The 17,626-nt window shown below is 42.7% G+C and carries 7 protein-coding genes, 4 tRNA genes and 1 pseudogene; 4 read left to right on the top strand and 8 right to left on the bottom strand.

The annotated features are described in order from the left end of the window. Positions 1-36 precede the first annotated feature (36 nt). Positions 37-2,685 (bottom strand): sensor domain-containing phosphodiesterase, encoded by a 2,649-nt coding sequence (locus AAA952_RS20230; RefSeq protein WP_338259187.1) that lies wholly within the window; start codon positions 2,683-2,685, stop codon positions 37-39. A 206-nt stretch (positions 2,686-2,891) separates the two neighbouring features. On the opposite strand from AAA952_RS20230, the gene AAA952_RS20225 reads away from it, so the two are divergent. The 4 genes from AAA952_RS20225 (at position 2,892) to AAA952_RS20210 (ending at position 3,439) form a co-directional block, all read left to right on the top strand. Beyond that, positions 2,892-2,968 (top strand) — tRNA-Arg (locus AAA952_RS20225). A 53-nt stretch (positions 2,969-3,021) separates the two neighbouring features. Continuing rightward, a tRNA-His gene (locus tag AAA952_RS20220) sits at positions 3,022-3,097 on the top strand. Between the two features lie 32 nt (positions 3,098-3,129). Further along, positions 3,130-3,206 (top strand) — tRNA-Pro (locus AAA952_RS20215). A 156-nt stretch (positions 3,207-3,362) separates the two neighbouring features. Further along, a tRNA-Pro gene (locus AAA952_RS20210) sits at positions 3,363-3,439 on the top strand. A 258-nt stretch (positions 3,440-3,697) separates the two neighbouring features. Here the strand turns inward: AAA952_RS20210 and AAA952_RS20205 are convergent. From AAA952_RS20205 to AAA952_RS20170, 7 genes and pseudogenes are all read right to left on the bottom strand, one after another. Further along, complete coding sequence (locus AAA952_RS20205) at positions 3,698-5,617, bottom strand: bifunctional diguanylate cyclase/phosphodiesterase (protein WP_105250451.1); 1,920 nt, start codon at positions 5,615-5,617, stop codon at positions 3,698-3,700. 8 nt (positions 5,618-5,625) lie between these two features. Next, positions 5,626-6,333, bottom strand: coding sequence for a transglutaminase-like cysteine peptidase (locus AAA952_RS20200; protein WP_287480805.1), 708 nt, complete (start codon positions 6,331-6,333; stop codon positions 5,626-5,628). Between the two features lie 19 nt (positions 6,334-6,352). Beyond that, positions 6,353-6,961, bottom strand: a complete 609-nt coding sequence (locus tag AAA952_RS20195; RefSeq protein WP_105250449.1) for an OmpA family protein — start codon at positions 6,959-6,961, stop codon at positions 6,353-6,355. Beyond that, complete coding sequence (locus tag AAA952_RS20190; protein ID WP_338259178.1) at positions 6,958-8,379, bottom strand: TolC family outer membrane protein; 1,422 nt, start codon at positions 8,377-8,379, stop codon at positions 6,958-6,960. Before AAA952_RS20190 ends, AAA952_RS20195 begins: the two co-directional genes overlap by 4 nt. A gap of 29 nt (positions 8,380-8,408) precedes the next feature. Further along, positions 8,409-9,791: an HlyD family type I secretion periplasmic adaptor subunit gene (locus tag AAA952_RS20185; protein WP_168825932.1), complete on the bottom strand. Its 1,383-nt coding sequence runs from the start codon at positions 9,789-9,791 to the stop codon at positions 8,409-8,411. Next, positions 9,788-11,965 (bottom strand): type I secretion system permease/ATPase, encoded by a 2,178-nt coding sequence (locus AAA952_RS20180; RefSeq protein ID WP_338259175.1) that lies wholly within the window; start codon positions 11,963-11,965, stop codon positions 9,788-9,790. Before AAA952_RS20180 ends, AAA952_RS20185 begins: the two co-directional genes overlap by 4 nt. A 91-nt stretch (positions 11,966-12,056) precedes the next feature. Beyond that, positions 12,057-17,626: pseudogene (locus AAA952_RS20170) on the bottom strand (choice-of-anchor K domain-containing protein); the annotation flags it as partial.

Below are 17,626 nucleotides of genomic sequence, written 5' to 3'. Positions count from 1 at the left end.
GCTTACTATTCTTTTAAATCAGCTACTTATTTTTTACTAGGCATATTCGAGCTGAGCACAGATCTGTGGTTGGGTTTCACATAAGGTAAAAGTGTCGGCTAAAGCAGCCCCCTGGCCCAGCTGATAACCCAGTTCATTGAAGATACGTTTTTGTTCAGGGTTATCAATGCCATCGACAAAGGTTTGAAGCTCTAAGGTTGATGCCGTTTTTTGATAGGCAGACATTAACTTAAGCTGTTGCTCGCCTTGTATTTGTTTGGTGAGGTTGGCATCGAGTTTTAAGCCTTTTATCGGCAGAAACAATAAGCTATTTAATGCACTATAGCCGCTACCGTACTGGCTGATACCGAGTTTTACCCCGAGCTTCTGCAACAATTCAAAGCCATTGATATGATTTTCAGTTTCCTGCACTAGGGCTTTTTCATTGAAGAATAACCACAAATGGCTCAGGTTTAACTGGGTTTGCTTGAGAGTGTTTTTCAAACTGCGCAGTACATGCTTATGCTTGAGATGTTGGCTCGAAAGCATGACATGTAATTCAACAGATTCATCATATTGCTTGAGGAGTTGGGGATAGCTGCTATCTATGATGTTGATCGTATATTTATCGAGCTCAACGGTAAGGTGTGACTGTTCAGCAAGCGTGCTAAGTTGTTCCTGCTGTAAGAGCCCACGCTGCGGATGTTGCCAGAACAGGCGGCTTTCTAATGCATGCACTTGACCTGTTTTAAAATTGACTACTGGTAAGTAACTAAGCTGTATTTCAGCATGGTGTAATGCATGTCTAAATTCAGTTTCTAACTCGACATCCTGCATGGCCTGATGTTGGGCGTTATCATCAAAAATAACATAGCAGCCTTTACCATTGGCTTTCGCCTGATACATGGCAGTATCTGCATTACGTAACATAGATTCACTGGTATCAATTCTGTGTTTGCCACTGATGGTGATACCGATACTGGCTCCAGAACTAAATTCCATTGTGCCAAGTCGATAGGGCTGGGATATTTTTTGGATCACTCTTTCTGATATATCTTTTGCGTCGTTGATGTTGTTAATGCTATCGAGCAGTATCACAAACTCATCGCCACCGAGTCGCGCTAAGGTGTCGTTATCACGTATGCAGGACTTGAGGCGGCTTGCCGTCTCAATTAAGAATTTATCGCCCTCTAGGTGTCCCATAGTGTCGTTAATCTGTTTGAAGCGGTCGAGGTCGATAAACAGCAGGGCAAACTGTTCTAAGCTATGGCGACGAACATGTTTGATCGCTTGAGATAGACGCTCCATAAACATAGCGCGATTAGGCAGGCCTGTAAGTGCATCATGTTTGGCATCGTGAACTAGCTTGGCTTCCATACTACGGCGTTGTTGAATTTCTTTCTCAAGACTTTTATTCAGTTCGGCTAACGCTTTGGTACGATCAATAACCTTTTCTTCTAGCTCTTCATAACTGCGTTGTAAGGACTCTGCGGACAGCTTTTTCTCGATAGCCGAGCCTATATGTTGTGATACAAATGTCAGTAATTCTAAGTCTTTAACTTGGTAATTCTGTGTCATGCTAAAACTGTAAATCGTTAACGCACCACGAACTTGATCATGGATAAAAAGCGGGATTCCGATCCACTGATGCATGGTTTGAGTATGATTTAACGCTGGCGCTTGGGAATACAGCTCACCAGAGGCAATTAATGCATTGATACTGCTTTGATCTAGCAATAGTGGGCGCTTATGTTTGAGCACATATTCGGTTAAGCCGTCTTGTAGCGGCCGAGTGCCTGGGTGCTTATTGGCTAATTGCGATACATAAAAAGGAAACGTGAGGTGGGTTTCTGTGTCGTCTAATAGGGCGATATAGCAGTTATTGGCCGGAATTAAATGTCGAATAACATTATGCAATTGGGCATAAAAGTCTGGGTTGTCTGCACTGGAACTTGCTAGCTCGGCGATTTCGAACAGTGATTTTTGTAAGCGTTCAGCTCTACGCCGTTCATAGACTTCTAGTTTTAACTTATCGTAGGCTTGGCTGAGTTCTTTTGTCCTTTGCTGGATAGCTTGCTCTAATTGTTCTTGATGTTTTAGCCGTTCCATTACCCCAGCAATATGGTGACAAATGAACGTCATTAACTCGAGTTCGATTTCACCATAACTGATATTAGTGTCATAGGTTTGCACCACTAACACACCCGTTACTATATCATCTTGTTTGATGGGCACGCCCAGCCACAGATGACAGGGAGAACCTAAATTAACAATTTCTCCAGCGGCAATCAGTTCATTGACTGTGTCATTGTTACACAACAACGCTTTCCCAGTTCTGAGTACGTAGCCTGTTAATCCTTGCTGTAATAATGTAGATAGTGATTGTTCAGGATAAAGCTCCGCTGGATGGGCATCTTTCTCATCAGCGAAAAAGGGGATGGCGAGTTCACCTGTGTGAGTATCCAGGGTTGAAATAAAAAAATTATCAGCGGGAATGAGCTGTTTTAGATGGCTATGTACGCCAACATAGAATTCTTCGAGTGAAGAAGCATGAGTCGCAATATTGGATATTTCGAGTAATGCGTTTTGAATGATCTCAGCATGCTTATATTTATGCGCTAATTGTTTTAAGCGAATAATTTTTTTGCGTAAGCGTTCAGTTTCACTCACACGCGGCTGGCCAGTTTCATCTTCATCCTTAAACATGATACTCACTAGTTAAATATATGTTTGCTTTTACCAAAGTCTATAATTAGCATGAAATACTGTAACATCCAAGTCATATTTTGGCTGCATTCCGCTTTAAAAGTCAGCTAATGTGATAAAACTTGAGCAGTCAGTAAAAAAAGTGCAAAACAGCTATAGACTCAAAGGGGATTTGACCCTAGTATATGCGGCGCTAACCAAGGCGAGCGCCCATAGCTCAGCTGGATAGAGCGCACCCCTCCGGAGGGTGAGGCCGAAGGTTCGAATCCTTTTGGGCGCACCACTTCCGAACAGAGTTGTGAGCTTTAAGGTTGGCAAAGTAAGTGAAAATCAGTGGTGATTGTAGCTCAGTTGGTAGAGTCCCGGATTGTGATTCCGGTTGTCGTGGGTTCGAGCCCCATCAGTCACCCCATTCATTTACTTTGATATAAAGATTTTCATTCTCGGTGATTAGCGCAGTCCGGTAGCGCATCTGGTTTGGGACCAGAGGGTCAGAGGTTCGAATCCTCTATCACCGACCAAATTCTTCGCGTGACTAGCGAGCTTAATGTAAGTTAAGTAAATAGTTAATGTTTTACGGTGATAAGCGCAGTCCTATAACGCATCCAGATGTTTTGGATGAAAGTGGACGAGAGGGTGAACCCTCTAAGCGTATGTAAATAATAGTGCAAAATTTACGGTGATTAGCGCAGTCCGGTAGCGCATCTGGTTTGGGACCAGAGGGTCAGAGGTTCGAATCCTCTATCACCGACCAAATAAGTAGAAAAGCCTCAGCATTCATTAATGAATACACTGAGGCTTTTTTGCATTGGCGAAATGGAACTACTCACTGACATTATCATGTTTGTTGTCGCTTGATAGCGCATCCTTAATGAGTATAGAAGTTGGCTACAGTTCTTATTTACACCTGGCAGATTTGCTGAACTGTATCGGCATAGTCACTCAACCGTAGAAAAACAAAAAGCTCCTTACGGAGCTTTTTGTTTGCAAAACCACTTCTTAATAATACGGCTTAGTCAAGATTCACTGGCGGGGCGATAAAGCCTTGATAGGCATCTGTTCTAAGCTCGTTAAAACGTTCTAGCTGAGCTTTTTCTTGAATACCCGTAACTATGACTTGAATGTCCAATCCTTTTGCTACGTTGATTAGGGCGCGGCACAATTCGCTATTGTGGTGTGTCTCATCATAGTAGGCGAAGGATTGATCCAGCTTCACATAGCTAGGTCTTAATTCCTGTAGATAAGACATAGAGCCAAACTGACGACCAAAGTGGTCAATACCAAACTTAGCACCGTTATCGCGAATGATGTTACATAAGTGCTGGCATGACTTAAGATCACTATAAACCCCAGCCTCAGGGATTTCGAAGCAGATGCGCTCAATAAATGTGGCATTTCGCAAAAATTGATTTAGCCACTCATGGAACTGAGGATCGTTAATACTTTGGTGTGTTAAGTTAATTGCGAGCGGTTCATAGCTCCGCTCGAGCAGTTTTTGCTCGTAGACAGTTTCAATTAAGCATTTATCGAGTAAGGCACCAAGTGATAATAACTCGATATACGGCATAAATTGCCCTGCATGGGCGAGTTGATCGCCAAGCTCTAATTGGCAATACAATTCCCGTTGCGCTATGCCATCACCATCGCAAAATTGGATGGGTTGCCATCTAAACTTAAACTTCTTATTGCTGATGGCATGGCTTAGGTTATCGCGCCATTGCTCGCGGGTGAATAATTGCTGCTCTGTGGTTTCAAACCAGTGGAAGGTTTTATTTTCTTGTAACGCTTTTTGAAGGGCATTGTCGGCTTGGGCCAAAATATCCGACACATTCATTTGCCCAATACGTTCCGCAATACCGATAGCAAAGTCTTCGTTGGGCTTACAACCTGCTTTTGACATTTCTTGATTGATGGTACGGATAAGTGTTTGTAAATATTTACTGATCTGATCGTGTTCAACATCGGTCACTAAAAATGCAAATTCATAAGCGGCAATACGCCCTATGACCGAAGGCGTTATTTCGTTTAATTGCTGTTGAAACTTTTCTGCGAGGATCCGTATGGTTTCATCTCGAACTTGATAGCCATATTTACTGTGCACTTCTTCGAGCCAGTCGAGTTTGGCGAGGAATAAAGCACCGCTGCTAGGTTCACTTAACCAACCATTTAAACGACTTACTACATATTGGCGGTTAGGCAGGCCTGACGCGGGATCGACAAGATTCTTCTTACGTAACGCGCCAACCTCTTCGTCAAGAGAATGGAACACTTGTTTCAATTGAGCTGACATGCTGTTAAATGCAGTTACTAAGTCTTTTAATTCGGTTGTTTTGGGTAGTGCCATGTCTGGACCAAATTGGCGTGCTGCGATACTTTTCGCGTGTTCAGACAGGGTGTGGAGAGGTTTCAATATCCATGTTAAGCCTACTCTTGCTGTAAAAATAGCAACGAGAAAAAGTAGTGAGAAGGCTATGATGGTATTGGACATGATTCGCCATAGTTCATGATAACCAAAACCAGGATGAGCAGTGATTTCAAGCTGTGCTAGCTGCAGCCAACCTGAGGTGATAGTGCTTTGTTTTTTGATGGTTTTAAACAGATCTAGATTGATAAACCATTGAGGGACATCTTCAATTTTTAAAGGATTATTCCACTCTTGTTGCTTACCATCGACCATCCAAGTCAATTTTACATTTTGATAGTAACCACCTTCAAAAATAACATTCACTAAGGTTTCTGCCGCTGCGGTATCGCCGGCTTCGAGTGCTGGGGTAAGCATTAGACCGAGTGAAGTGCTGGCATTGTTTAGATCGGACTCCATTTGCTTTGTTAAAAAGCTTTGAGTCTCAGTGAATTGCACATAGCCAAGGCTTGCAACTACAAGCAAGAACAGGCTAAAAAGCAGCGAATAAATCTGTCTAAACAGTGTCATTTTTGGTGCTACTCCAGTTTTAATTTTGGTTGCCTAAGACGGTCAACACCTAATCTATGGTTAAGATCGTTCCATTTTTCTAATCGTTTTGAGGACCCTGCCAGTACGCCTCGACCTTGCTCTTTATTGAGCCATAACTGTTTACCGTTAAAGCTATAAACAGGCAGTAGATCTTTTCTTTTTGTGGCGGGTTTTATTTCATGGTCAAGATTATCGAGCACTAAAGGAATTGATGATGGTGTTTCATAGTAAGCCAATACCATATGGTATTGATTAACCGTAGTGGCTTTAACCATAGTGATCCGCATCTTGTCCTCTTGAACACCAAGTTGGAGTAGGGTGAAGTATTTTGCGATCGAAAAGTCTTCACAATCACCGCCATTCACACCAATAAACTCCATCGGCGTTGCCCAATAATTCGAGTCTCCCCATAATTTACTGTCATCCACAAAACGGAATAAATTAAAAAAGTTATTCACCTTCAATAACTTTTCTTTTTCATCTAGCGTACTCGCTTCCGATAACACTTTGAACCAAGCCCTTGCTCGCATTCCAGCACGTTCGCCGTAATGTTTTTCTAGGGTTGAAGTTATCTTCACTTCATCAAGGTTTTGTGTGGGGGCCGCATATAGGCAACATATGCCTAGGGCTGACGCTATTAGGCTAAAGCGGCAGACTCGCAATAATGAATCTTTATAATCAAGTCTGCCGCTCATAACCTAATGTGTTAGTCCTTTATTTTGAGTTGTCATCGACCGAGTAAATTGTCCATTTCATGTCTGCTGCCGTATCATCACCAGTGACTTCTGCAACAACACGACGGTTACGAATTTCTGCTTCCGGCGTCTGTTCTAAAACAATTGGGCGGCTAGAACCATATCCAATAGCAGTTAATCGACTTCTATCAATACTAAAGCGTTCAGCCAGTACTGCGGTGACAGCATTTGCACGTTCTTGAGATAATACTGTATTTCGTTCATCGGTTCCTGTGCGACTCGTGTGACCTTCGATAGTCACTTTGGTCGTTGGATACTGGCGTAGAAAAATAGCCACCTCTTCAATTTGAGGATAGTACTCAGGCGCAATATAAGCAGAGTCATTCGGGAATAAAATATTTATTTCCTTTCGCTCGTTAATCGCTTTTATTTTGCCACAGCCATAGTTATCAATACCTGCTCCTTGGGCGGTGTCGTTGCAGCGTTCACGGGCTTCAATGACACCATCGCTATCTTTATCAGATAGATCATAGGTTTGAGTTGTGACCATTTCGTCAATATTAACCGTATCGCGCATCGAACAACCAGCTAAAAGAGTGACACTTAGAAAAAATGTGAGAGTTTTCATTTGTTAGCTCCTCCTTCATAATTGCGCTCTCCGCGCCACGCATCAGGTCTAGTGACTTTAAGTGAGTCTAATAATCGCCCTGTAGAATTGAGCACGCGATACTTAGCAATAACTTCATCATATTCAGCTTGTAAGTAGTCTTTACGTGCCTCGAAGAGCTCATTTTCGGTATCTAATAAGTCGAGTAGACTGCGTTGGCCTAAATTAAACTGTTGTGCATAGGCTGTTTGAGTATCCTTTGCGGCCACGACATGATCGCGAATATATTGTTTTTGCGGCGCTAGCATTTCAAATGCGTTCCAAGCTAGGTTTACCCCTTCAACAACTTCACGTTGGGCGCGTTGGCGGATTTCTTTCGCTTCACCTAACTTGTAAGCAGTTTCTTTTTCACGGGCAAGATCTTTACCCCCCGCAAATAAGTTGTATCTCACCCTCACCATGGCGACGAGATCGTTACTATGACCACCCACATCACTGCGGAAAGCACCAGCACCTGATATTCCATCTTCGCCGCTGATATCGTTATTCCAGTTACCATTCAGTTCTAAAGAAACCTGAGGATAGTAATTGGATTGTACTGAAGAGCGTTCATTTTCTGCGGCACTAATATCGTTTGCTGCAGATTTGAGTATAGGGTGATTCTCTTGCGCAACAATAATGCCAGAGCTAAGATCCTTTGGCAGCATGTCTGCATCTGGCACTGGTAATATTAAGTCTGCCGGTGCCGCCGCTACAATTTTGACGTACTGTGCTTTTGCATCAAGTAAATTGTTGCGAGCAGAAATAACGTTAGCATTAGCACGCGCCAAACGTCCCGAGATTTGGGATAGATCTGCGATTGAGCCTAAACCTGAGTCAGTACGTTGTTTAATCTGGTCATAAATTTCTTTATGGCTGTTAAGGTTTTTCTCGGCTAATTTTAACACTTCATCGGTGCGTAAATAGTTGAGATAGACTTTACTGACATCGAGTGCCATATCTTCAGCTGCAGCAAGCAGTGCCCATTGGTCTGCGCTAGCTTCAAAGCTATAACGATCAACTTCACTGCTGGTGTAGAAACCATCGAAAAGCATTTGTTTTATGCTAACACCAAACTCTCCGGGATTTAATTCAGCCACCCCTTTGCTATTGACTTCGCCGATATTGGGTCGTCTACGTGTCGATACGCTGTCGGTTTGTTCGTAACCGTAGCCACCATTGACATCAATAGTTGGCATATAGCCTGCTATCGCTTGATTAACTTGTTCTTCTCGCGCTTTAAAGCGGTTGAATGCCACTCGTAAATCTGGGTTTGTATCTAGCGTATGTGCAACGGCTTGTTCTAACGTCTGACTTTGAGCCGATAAAGGTAACAGGATTAATGACAGCACTATGGCTATCTTTGAACATTGAAATTGTCGTATTGCTGAAGTCTTCATGACCAACCTCCCGGTTTATAAAAAAAGGCTTAGTGCTCTCTGAGCGCTGTGTCCTTAGCCCTTAAAATTGGATTTAAAATGTACTCAAGTATGGATCTTTGCCCCGTGATAACGTCAACTGAAGTTAACATTCCCGGAATAATTGGCATCTGTGTGCCATCGTTTTTGGTTAAACTAGATTCTGCAGTCCTAACTCTGATGAGATAGTAGCTATTGCCTTCTTCATCTTGAGAAGTGTCGGCACTAATATGTTCGACAGTTCCTTTAAGGCCGCCATAGCGGGTAAAATCATAGGCGGTAATTTTTACTACGGCGGGTAATCCTGGATGTAAGAAAGCGATATCTTTAGGCAAGATTTTAGTTTCTATCAGCAGTTGATCTTCCGACGGTACTATCTCGATAATATCGATCCCAGGTTGCACTACACCACCCAGTGTATTGATATGCGTGGTTTTAATGGTGCCATTAACAGGGGAGGTGATAATCGCCTTACTGACTTTATCCTGCGCGCCAACTTGTGCTTCATTCATGCGAGAGAGGCGGGTTTGAGTTTCATTGAGCTGCGCGCGCAGTTCTGCAGCGTAAACAAATACGGCTTCACGGCGTTTTAAGATAGCCTCATCTAATGCAGCTTTCACTTTAGGGCGGAGTAAACGCATTGAATTCAATTCACCTTGCAAGTCGTTTACCGTGCGTTCGAGTTTGAGTAACTCAACTTCAGGAACAATACCTTTTTTGGCTAAAGGTCGAGTGAGTTCAAGCTCGCGGGATATTAGCTGCATGCTCGTCGTTAATGTTGTTGTTTTAGAGGCGAGATCATCAATTTCTTGCTGTCTTTGTTGAATTTGACGTACGAGGATCTCAAGTTGGTTACTTAAGTTATCTAAGCGTCCGTTGTATTCCTCTTGTTGTCTTTTCACTAAGGCGGGTTCCGCAGCAATGATAGCCTCAGGGAATATCAATGCTTCTTTAGTGATAAGCACTTGCTCACGCCAATCAGAGGTCATGTCTGATATCAGAATGCTGTCGAGTTCGGCGCGCATGCGGATAGCATTGGTTTTTAAGCCATAAACCTCTTGCTCTTGTTGAGCAAAGTCGGAGCGAAAGCGGGTATCATCAATACGCACTAAAGGCTGCCCTTTTGTGACTATCTCACCTTCTTGAACGTAGAGTTCTTGCATTATGCCGCCATCTAGACTTTGGATAACTTGAACTTGTGATGAAGGAATCACTTTTCCCGTTCCAGTAGTAACCTTATCTAATTGAGCAAACCCCGCCCACAGTAAAAAACACACTACCATAGCAGCAAGTGCCCATATGATTAATCTGTGTCCGCTGGGAGCGTCTGTCATCATGGCGCCATAGACATCATCAACCATGTCTAAGTCGTTTGTTGTTAAATGTTTACTCATCTTTTAGCCTCTCCGTTCACTAGGCCAAAATTGAGTTTTTCTAGCACTTCTGCTTTAGGTCCATCGGCAACCACATGGCCGCGTTCAAGTACAATAATGCGGTCGACGAGTTGCAATAAATGCATCTTGTGGGTAATAAGAATTAACGTTCTATCTTTGCTGACATTTTGCATTGAACGAATAAATTGTTGTTCAGCGCGAGCATCTAAACTCGCCGTAGGCTCATCCATCAGTAACACTGGGGGATCATTCAGTGTGGCGCGAGCAAGAGCGACAGTTTGTCTTTGCCCGCGACTGAGTGACATGCCGCCTTCACCGACCTGTTGGTCTAGGCCTTCTGCTTCTAGGTTGGTGAATTGACTCACACCAGAAAGCTGTACCGCGCGGATGAGTTGATGTTCAGTGACTTGACGTGTACCAAATAAAATATTGTCGCGAATAGAACCATGGAATAGGGTGACATCTTGGGGTAGGTAGCCAAAATTACGACGTAAATCACTCGGATGAATCTGTGCTGAGTCTAAACCGTCGTAGCGCAAGCTTCCTGCCGTGGGTTGAAATAGCCCGACCAGTAGCTTAGCTAGCGTACTTTTACCTGAACCATTTCGACCGATAATGGCAATGCGTTCGCCAGGATTAATCGTCAGCGACATCGGATGCAGCACAGGCCTTTCAGAACCTGGATAACTAAAACCAACATGATCAGCATTGATCTTGCCTATGAGTCTTTGTTTGCTAACTAAATGTCCTTTATTTTCAAACTCATCTTCTTGAGTCATGATTTCATTCAGTTGGCGTAGTGCACTGGCTGTGTGGTTTGCTCTCGTCATCAGGCCTGCAAGTTGTGCCATAGGTGAAATGGCGCGGCTCGATAGCATGACCGCAGCAATAATTCCGCCCATAGATATCGCATTATCAGCCACACGATAAACGCCCAAAATCACCACGCAGACAACGGTAAATTGCACCGTAAAGTTCGCTACGTTCGATACTGAGTTGGAGAGCTTTTTTGACCTTAATTGCCAGTTTGCACTGTGGCCTATCATCTGTTGCCAGCTTTTTTGCACAATTCCTTCAGCACCATTAGCTTTAATTGACTCTAGCGCTGATAAGCTCTCGATTAAATGCCCATGTTTTAAGCTTGAAAATTTATTGCCTTCTTCGATTGCCGCTTTGAGTTTAGGTTGAATATAAAGCGTGAAGCCAATAATGATGATGCCGCCAATGATTGGAACTATAGCGAGATCACCAGCGACAATAAAAATAATAATTAAGAAAAATATCGCGAAGGGGAGATCGACTAAAGTTGTGATCGTTGCCGAAGTTAAAATTTCACGAATATTATCGAATTCACCTAACTGCTTCGCCATGCCGCCGATACTAGGAGAACGTTTTTCTAGGGGAATACCTATCGCTTTAGCAAAAAGTCGCGAAGACACAATAATATCTACTTTTTTTCCTGCAACATCGATGAGGTAACTTCTAAGTTGCCGCATGATAAGATCGAACATATAAGCAATCGCCGCACCAATCGCTAAAACCCAAAGGGATTCAAAGGCGAGGTTTGGGACAACTTTGTCATACACATTCATAATAAATAACGGTGAAACTAAGGCGAATAAATTCACCAATACAGAAGCGATTAATGCATCACGATAAATGGGTGCTGAATCTTTGAGGGTTTGGACTAACCAGTGGGTTTTATTATCGTGTAGATAAACATCAAAGCCCATGTCGCCACGGTATTCTTGTTTGACTAAGAATAAATACCCCACATATAAGGCTTCGAGCGACTCAATTGTCAGTGTCTCTTCACCGCCCGTCTCGGGTAATTGAATAATTGCTTTATCTGATGCAACATCAAGTTCTCGCAATATACAGGCTTTTTTGTCTTTTAATAATAAAATACATGGGAGCAATATAGGTGATACTTCGTTTAAGCCTTTTCGAGATAGCTTAGCCGCTAGACCCGCTCTTGAAGCCGCCTGAGGTAATAAGTCAGGTGATAATACGGTACCTGACAAGGGTAAACCTGCCGCAAGCGAATCGCTCGAGCACGGATTGCCAAAATGCTCAGTGAGTAACACTAAACAATCCAGCAAAGGATCCACTAACACTCTTTGTGAGGCAGAAATGGTCCATTGATCAATTTTTTCAGAAGCTGCAGCAGACACCTAATTACTTATCCTTTGGATTTTTATATGGTTATGACAAGTATCGGTCATGATGGCCTATATTTCTATAGGCCATCTGAACTGATTTTATTTAAGGGATCACATTGCCATTGGTATTAGGATCATCAGTAAATCTAGTTAATCCCTGCGGTGTTTCTGGATTTACAGGCTGGGTATCGATAATTAACGGCCCACTACCATTGGTACCGAGTAAGCCATTAATAATACCCGCATTATCAGTTGCACCATATTGGCTATAGAGGTTAACCCCATCAAGCACAATATGTTGATCAATAACTCCATCTTTATTTGCATCTATATCGATAACGGTAGAGCCATTGCTATCTAGGCTAAAGTTCAGATAGCTTTCTAACGTATTAGCCGTTTCTCCTTGGAGTAAATCACTCAGATCAAGCTTATCTTCACTTACATTGAAGTCCATGATGTGGTCAGTACCTTGGTCTGCATCCGTATAGCGCCATACGAAGGTGTCAGCGCCGCTATCACCACGCAGGACGTCATCACCGAGTCCACCAATTAAGGTGTCGTTACCGTCTCCACCACGAAGTGCATCGTTGTGGCTACCACCATCAATATAATCATTACCAGTATGACCATAGAGAATGTCAGAGCCAGATTGACCATAAATTCGATCATCACCGCTGCCAGCATTTACAATATCAGCGTTATGTGAAGCGACATCATTAGCCAATAATAGGCCGTTACTATCAACCATTCTGTTAGAGCCAGTTAATTCGCCCGTCATAATATGGTGATTTAGGAGCGTATTGACTGATAGCTCAAGAGCATCATCGGAACCATATCCAGTCGAGCCTGTTTTACCCGCATAGATAACATCGTTACCTTTGCCGGTTTCAATATGATCGTTACCTTCGCCGCTATTAACGATTTGGATATCCGTAGTGCTATAGCTCTTATTGTTAGCTCCAGAAGCAATAACCTCTTTGCCGTTACTGTTTGTGATGATACCGCTTTGGCCCCCCCCCAAAACTGACGTTTAATATTTTTTGGTTTTGGTTATTAGCATTTTCACCATTAACAACGACCATAGTGTCATTCAGACTAGAACCTTGAGTGGTAATAAGGTTGGCGTCCGCAATATTAATACCATCGCTATTGACGGGATTAACGTTGATTTTCAAGGTTGCACTTGATACATCACCGTCACTATCTCGAATGGTATAAGTGAAGGTTTCTAACGCTCCTGCTGCTGGTAATTGGCTTGCATTTGCTGTGAGTTGGTACTTATAGGTACCATCTGCATTTAGTACCAGAGTGCCATATAAGCCCGTTATGGTTGAACCTACTTGCCCAGATACACCGCCTGTATTGGTAAGATCGCCCTTGGCCACCCCAATAATGGTCAATGGACCATCAGCTCCAACTACATCGTTTGTCAACACATTACCGTCAGTGTTTGGTAAGGTATACCCATTACCGGCAACCATACGTACAACCAGTTGGTAACTTGTCGCAGCATCTTCATTCGTGTAGATAGATGTGACAATGTTGCCATTAGTGTCTTTAAATCCAATAACTTGCATTGTGTATACTTGACCTTCATAGTTGAAGGTCACACTAGTTTGCCCTACAGTGACAATATCGCGTGAAGCAATTGGGTCGTTCGTATTAGGTGTTTCGTTATGATTGAAGTTAAGTGTTAAGGTTACAGGTGTGGTTACTCCGTATGCATCTGTGACGTTAAAGGTCACTTGCATTGTGGCTGCAGTAATAGATGTACCTGATGTAATTGAATAATTGTAGTGGGTAAATGTACCCAAAACGATATCCTGGTTGAGCGATAGCGAGCCCTGTAAAGCTGCATCGTTATCCAAAAAGCCATAGCCTGATTGGCTTCCATACCAACTAGATGGGTCACCCCAACGAATCTGATCTAGGCCTGTATCGTTATCTGGACCATCATATTTAGTGATATTTGTACCACCAGTAGTACCTTGCCAATTAGCAACAACTCCAGAAAACTTAAATGAGTCAACAACAACATCCAGTTGGTCTGTATCATTTTTTGCAATATCCACATCATCAGCAACATTAACAGTGACAGTGGAATGTGCTGTATTACCCGCACCATCGATAGCAACAACTTTAATTCCATTTACCGTAAGATTATCCACATTTACGCTGTGGGGTAAATTAGTGAGTAATTCTGCGGTAACTGTGACATCTCCCTGTTCTCCTGCATTAATACGATCCCAATCTAAAGTTAAGCGAAGTGCTTCGCGTCCATAAACGGTACCGATTAATTGACCTGCAGCATTTATCACCCAATGAATTTGAGCATTAATACCAGTTACGGAAATACTACTAAAATCACCAAATTGGAAGCTACCAATGGAGTTGCTACCGGACTTAAAGCTGAGTGTTTGTACGCTCATATCAGGGGCGCCAGCCTGCAAGTCAGCTTCGTTAAGGCTTGCAATAGCGTTAGTGGTTAGAGCAACAGGTGCGATTGGGGTTGTATTGGGTGCTTCAAGATGGACGTTAAATCCGCCAGTATTAGTATCACCATCACTATCTGTGACTGTTACATCAAAATGTAAATCGACATTTTGAGTGGAGCTCACAATTGTTTGTGCAGTTGTGCCAGTAAATTGGAAGTTTGTCCCTGCTAAAGCTGATAATTCAATATAACCAATCGAACCTAAGTTCTGGATGACTTGGCCGCTGGTAATATTTCCTTCACCTAGCAGATTACCTTGTTCATCATAGGCTTTAAAATGAATTGATGTCGCGCCTGTAAAATTAAAACTCGCAGTCGCAGCATCTTCAGAGTAATTAACAATTAAAACTTCGTTACCACTAACACTTGGATTGTCAACTCCAAAGCCGTTGTTGGTGCCATTGACACGGCCAAGATCACCATTTTGATCTCGGGCGGTCAGTGTGAATGCAATATTCTCCCCTGATGGGATTTTAGAAATATCGTTATAGACACCATAGCCACTCGCTGAGTTATTGCTCGTGACGTAGACAGCATCACCGATACCGCCCTGTCCACCAACTAAGCCTGCGATTTGGATAGTCGAAAGTTCATCAATGCTTTGATTGATATCGAAAGTGTACTCATTGCTATTAGAATTAGTCGTTAATGTAAATATTAACGTTTGGTTGGCTGCTCCTGTATAGGCAGAGGCTGTACCATTGGTATCTGTATATGCAATAAGCACATTTGGATTAGCTGGATCAACGTAGTAAAAGACAGTTAATCCATCGGCCGTAATACCGGAGTTAGCGAATGTAACCGTTGTTCCATTCCATCCCGTAATATTCGTTGTAAGGCTTATGCTGTAATTATCATCAAGGGTATGATCATTACCATCGGCTCCAATAATATTGAGGGCGCCTACTATGTTGTCAGCAGTAGAGCTATTTACTCCAGAGGTACTTACAGGGTCGATGGAGATTAGATCGTCATTAATAACTATGCTTAAATTACCAGTCAAAACGCTACCATCGGCGCTAACAGCTTCAATAATAATACCATTGATCAGTGAATTTAGATTTGTGCCATCGAGAGCATTCAAGTGTTTTATGTTATCGAGAAGTTCAACATTAATTGTGACATCACCCGCTGTACCAGCAGCAATTGAGCCGCCGCTGAGGGTTAATTGAATCACGTCAATACTATCTATCGAACCTATTAGCGCGCCATTTGCGGCAATGGCCCACACTATGCTTACACCAGCAGCAAGGTTGGTCGCAGCGTTAATGGTGGACTCATTAAAACGGAACTGTGTCAGTGCTTGGTTTCCTGCGGTAAAACTAATTGTACTTGAGACAACATTAGGAATATTGTCACGAAGATCACTTTCATTAACAACGATTTGGCGATTATCAGGCAGATAAACAGCTGCACTGTCAGAGCCGGAAGGAGAAGTATTTCCGGCAAAGTTTGTTTGGGTGGCGGTTACTGTAATGTTTTGGCCTGCCGCAGGTGTGCTTTCGGTCCAACTGATGACACCATTACTATAACTAAAACCTGTTGCTGGAGAACCATTTGCAAGTTGCAGTTCACCGTTGACCAGTTTGAGTTCGACATTGGTTGTTACACCACTGTTTGTAATAGTGAGTTTGACATAGCCTCCAGCAGCAAAATCCGCAGCATCAATTTCGACTTGTATTTGAACGTCGTCATTTCCTACTTCAGTAGGACTTAAATACGAGTCATTATTAGTGTCATCGATAATGGTCACTTCTGGTGCAGAAGGTGGCGCTATGTATAACTGCGGAATAACCGAGAAAGAACCGTCGGTGTAGTCACCATCACGATCTGTTGCTCTTACTGTGAAATCAATATCGCCATCAGAAGGTTGGAGCATTTCTTGGTATTGGAAAAACTCCCAAGTGCCTGTTCCAGGTGTAAATTCTAATCTAAATACTAATTCACCATTTTCATCTATACCAGTAAGCGTATTCGCATTTTGAGTAATGGTAATTGTGCTGCCTGATGCTGTAAGCAAATTGTTTTCTGTACTGCCAGTCAACGTTAATGAGCCTTTACCATCAGCCCCCCACTCTGGGCTGATTACTCCCGTAGCAAAAGCGATTGCTGGAGGGGTTGGTGAACCAGTAAATTCAATTGCCGTTATTGTAAAATCACTATTATCGTTGCTGTGAGGCCCTTGACCATTATCTAGCGCCTTGATAACCATGGTATCAAATCCGCCTTGTAAGACTTGGAAATTAGCAGCATAGTCACCACTATTAGCGTCAGAGCTAAATGTTTGAGTGGCAATAAGCTGACCATCACGCCAGAACTCAACAATTCCTACTTCTAGCTCGCCGCCAAACATATGGGAAAACTGGATATTCACGCCGTAGGCAACAGTACCTGGATCGAGAGTAATGATGATTTCTTCAGATGCAGAACTTCCATCTGCAAATTTACGGAAATCGACTTCGTTCGCGAGATTATGATAAGGAGCCCCTACACTGCTAACTCCTATCCCGTTACCACTTCCATAAATTGCGGCATCAATTAAATTAGAGTTTGTTGAAGAGGTAAATCCTCTGGCTGTGATCGTAAAACCATCAAAATCAAGAAGATTGTTGTTGCCACTATAGCCAGTTAGAGAGAATAGACCGACTAAAGTATCAGGAATATCTATATTCGTTACTTCGACAGGGCTAATAGATGCGATTTCAGGTGCGTCATCTTCAACCGTAACACTAAAGCTACCTGTAGAGGTGCCACCATGATTATCATTAACAGTAATACCTATATCGAATGTAATAGTATCTTCAGATGTAGTGTCTGGATGATCAAGTGGTGCCTTTAAAGTCACATCATAGGTCCAATTGGAATCACCAGAAGTTGGAGCGGTTAGAACTACAGCCATAACTTCAACATAGGAAGAGCCGCCAATAACACCTGTGTAGCCTATTAGTGTTTGTGTATTCGCATCCCAGAGCCAATTTACAGCTTGTCCGCCTGACATTAATTCTGTTGGGCCAGAAAGTGAAACGCTTAAAGAGTCACCATCAACATCATTAATATTTATTGTGCCGCTAGCAGAAACATCATCTGTAGTATCAGAATTACCAATAACATCAATTATACCGTTAAGTAGCCCCTCTTCAGATACTGTAGCATTTGATACGGAATTTATTATTGGATAG

This window comes from Shewanella sp. M-Br, assembly GCF_036245925.1.
Taxonomy (GTDB): domain Bacteria; phylum Pseudomonadota; class Gammaproteobacteria; order Enterobacterales; family Shewanellaceae; genus Shewanella; species Shewanella oncorhynchi.
This window is presented reverse-complemented; position numbering and strand designations above follow the sequence as displayed.

Excerpts from the sequence above, each read along its gene's own strand:
- AAA952_RS20190 (WP_338259178.1), bottom strand. The coding sequence starts at position 8,379 with ATGAAGACTTCAGCAATACGACAATTTCAATGTTCAAAGATAGCCATA.
- AAA952_RS20185 (WP_168825932.1), bottom strand. The coding sequence starts at position 9,791 with ATGAGTAAACATTTAACAACAAACGACTTAGACATGGTTGATGATGTC.
- AAA952_RS20200 (WP_287480805.1), bottom strand. The coding sequence starts at position 6,333 with ATGAGCGGCAGACTTGATTATAAAGATTCATTATTGCGAGTCTGCCGC.
- AAA952_RS20230 (WP_338259187.1), bottom strand. The coding sequence starts at position 2,685 with ATGTTTAAGGATGAAGATGAAACTGGCCAGCCGCGTGTGAGTGAAACT.
- AAA952_RS20195 (WP_105250449.1), bottom strand. The coding sequence starts at position 6,961 with ATGAAAACTCTCACATTTTTTCTAAGTGTCACTCTTTTAGCTGGTTGT.
- AAA952_RS20205 (WP_105250451.1), bottom strand. The coding sequence starts at position 5,617 with ATGACACTGTTTAGACAGATTTATTCGCTGCTTTTTAGCCTGTTCTTG.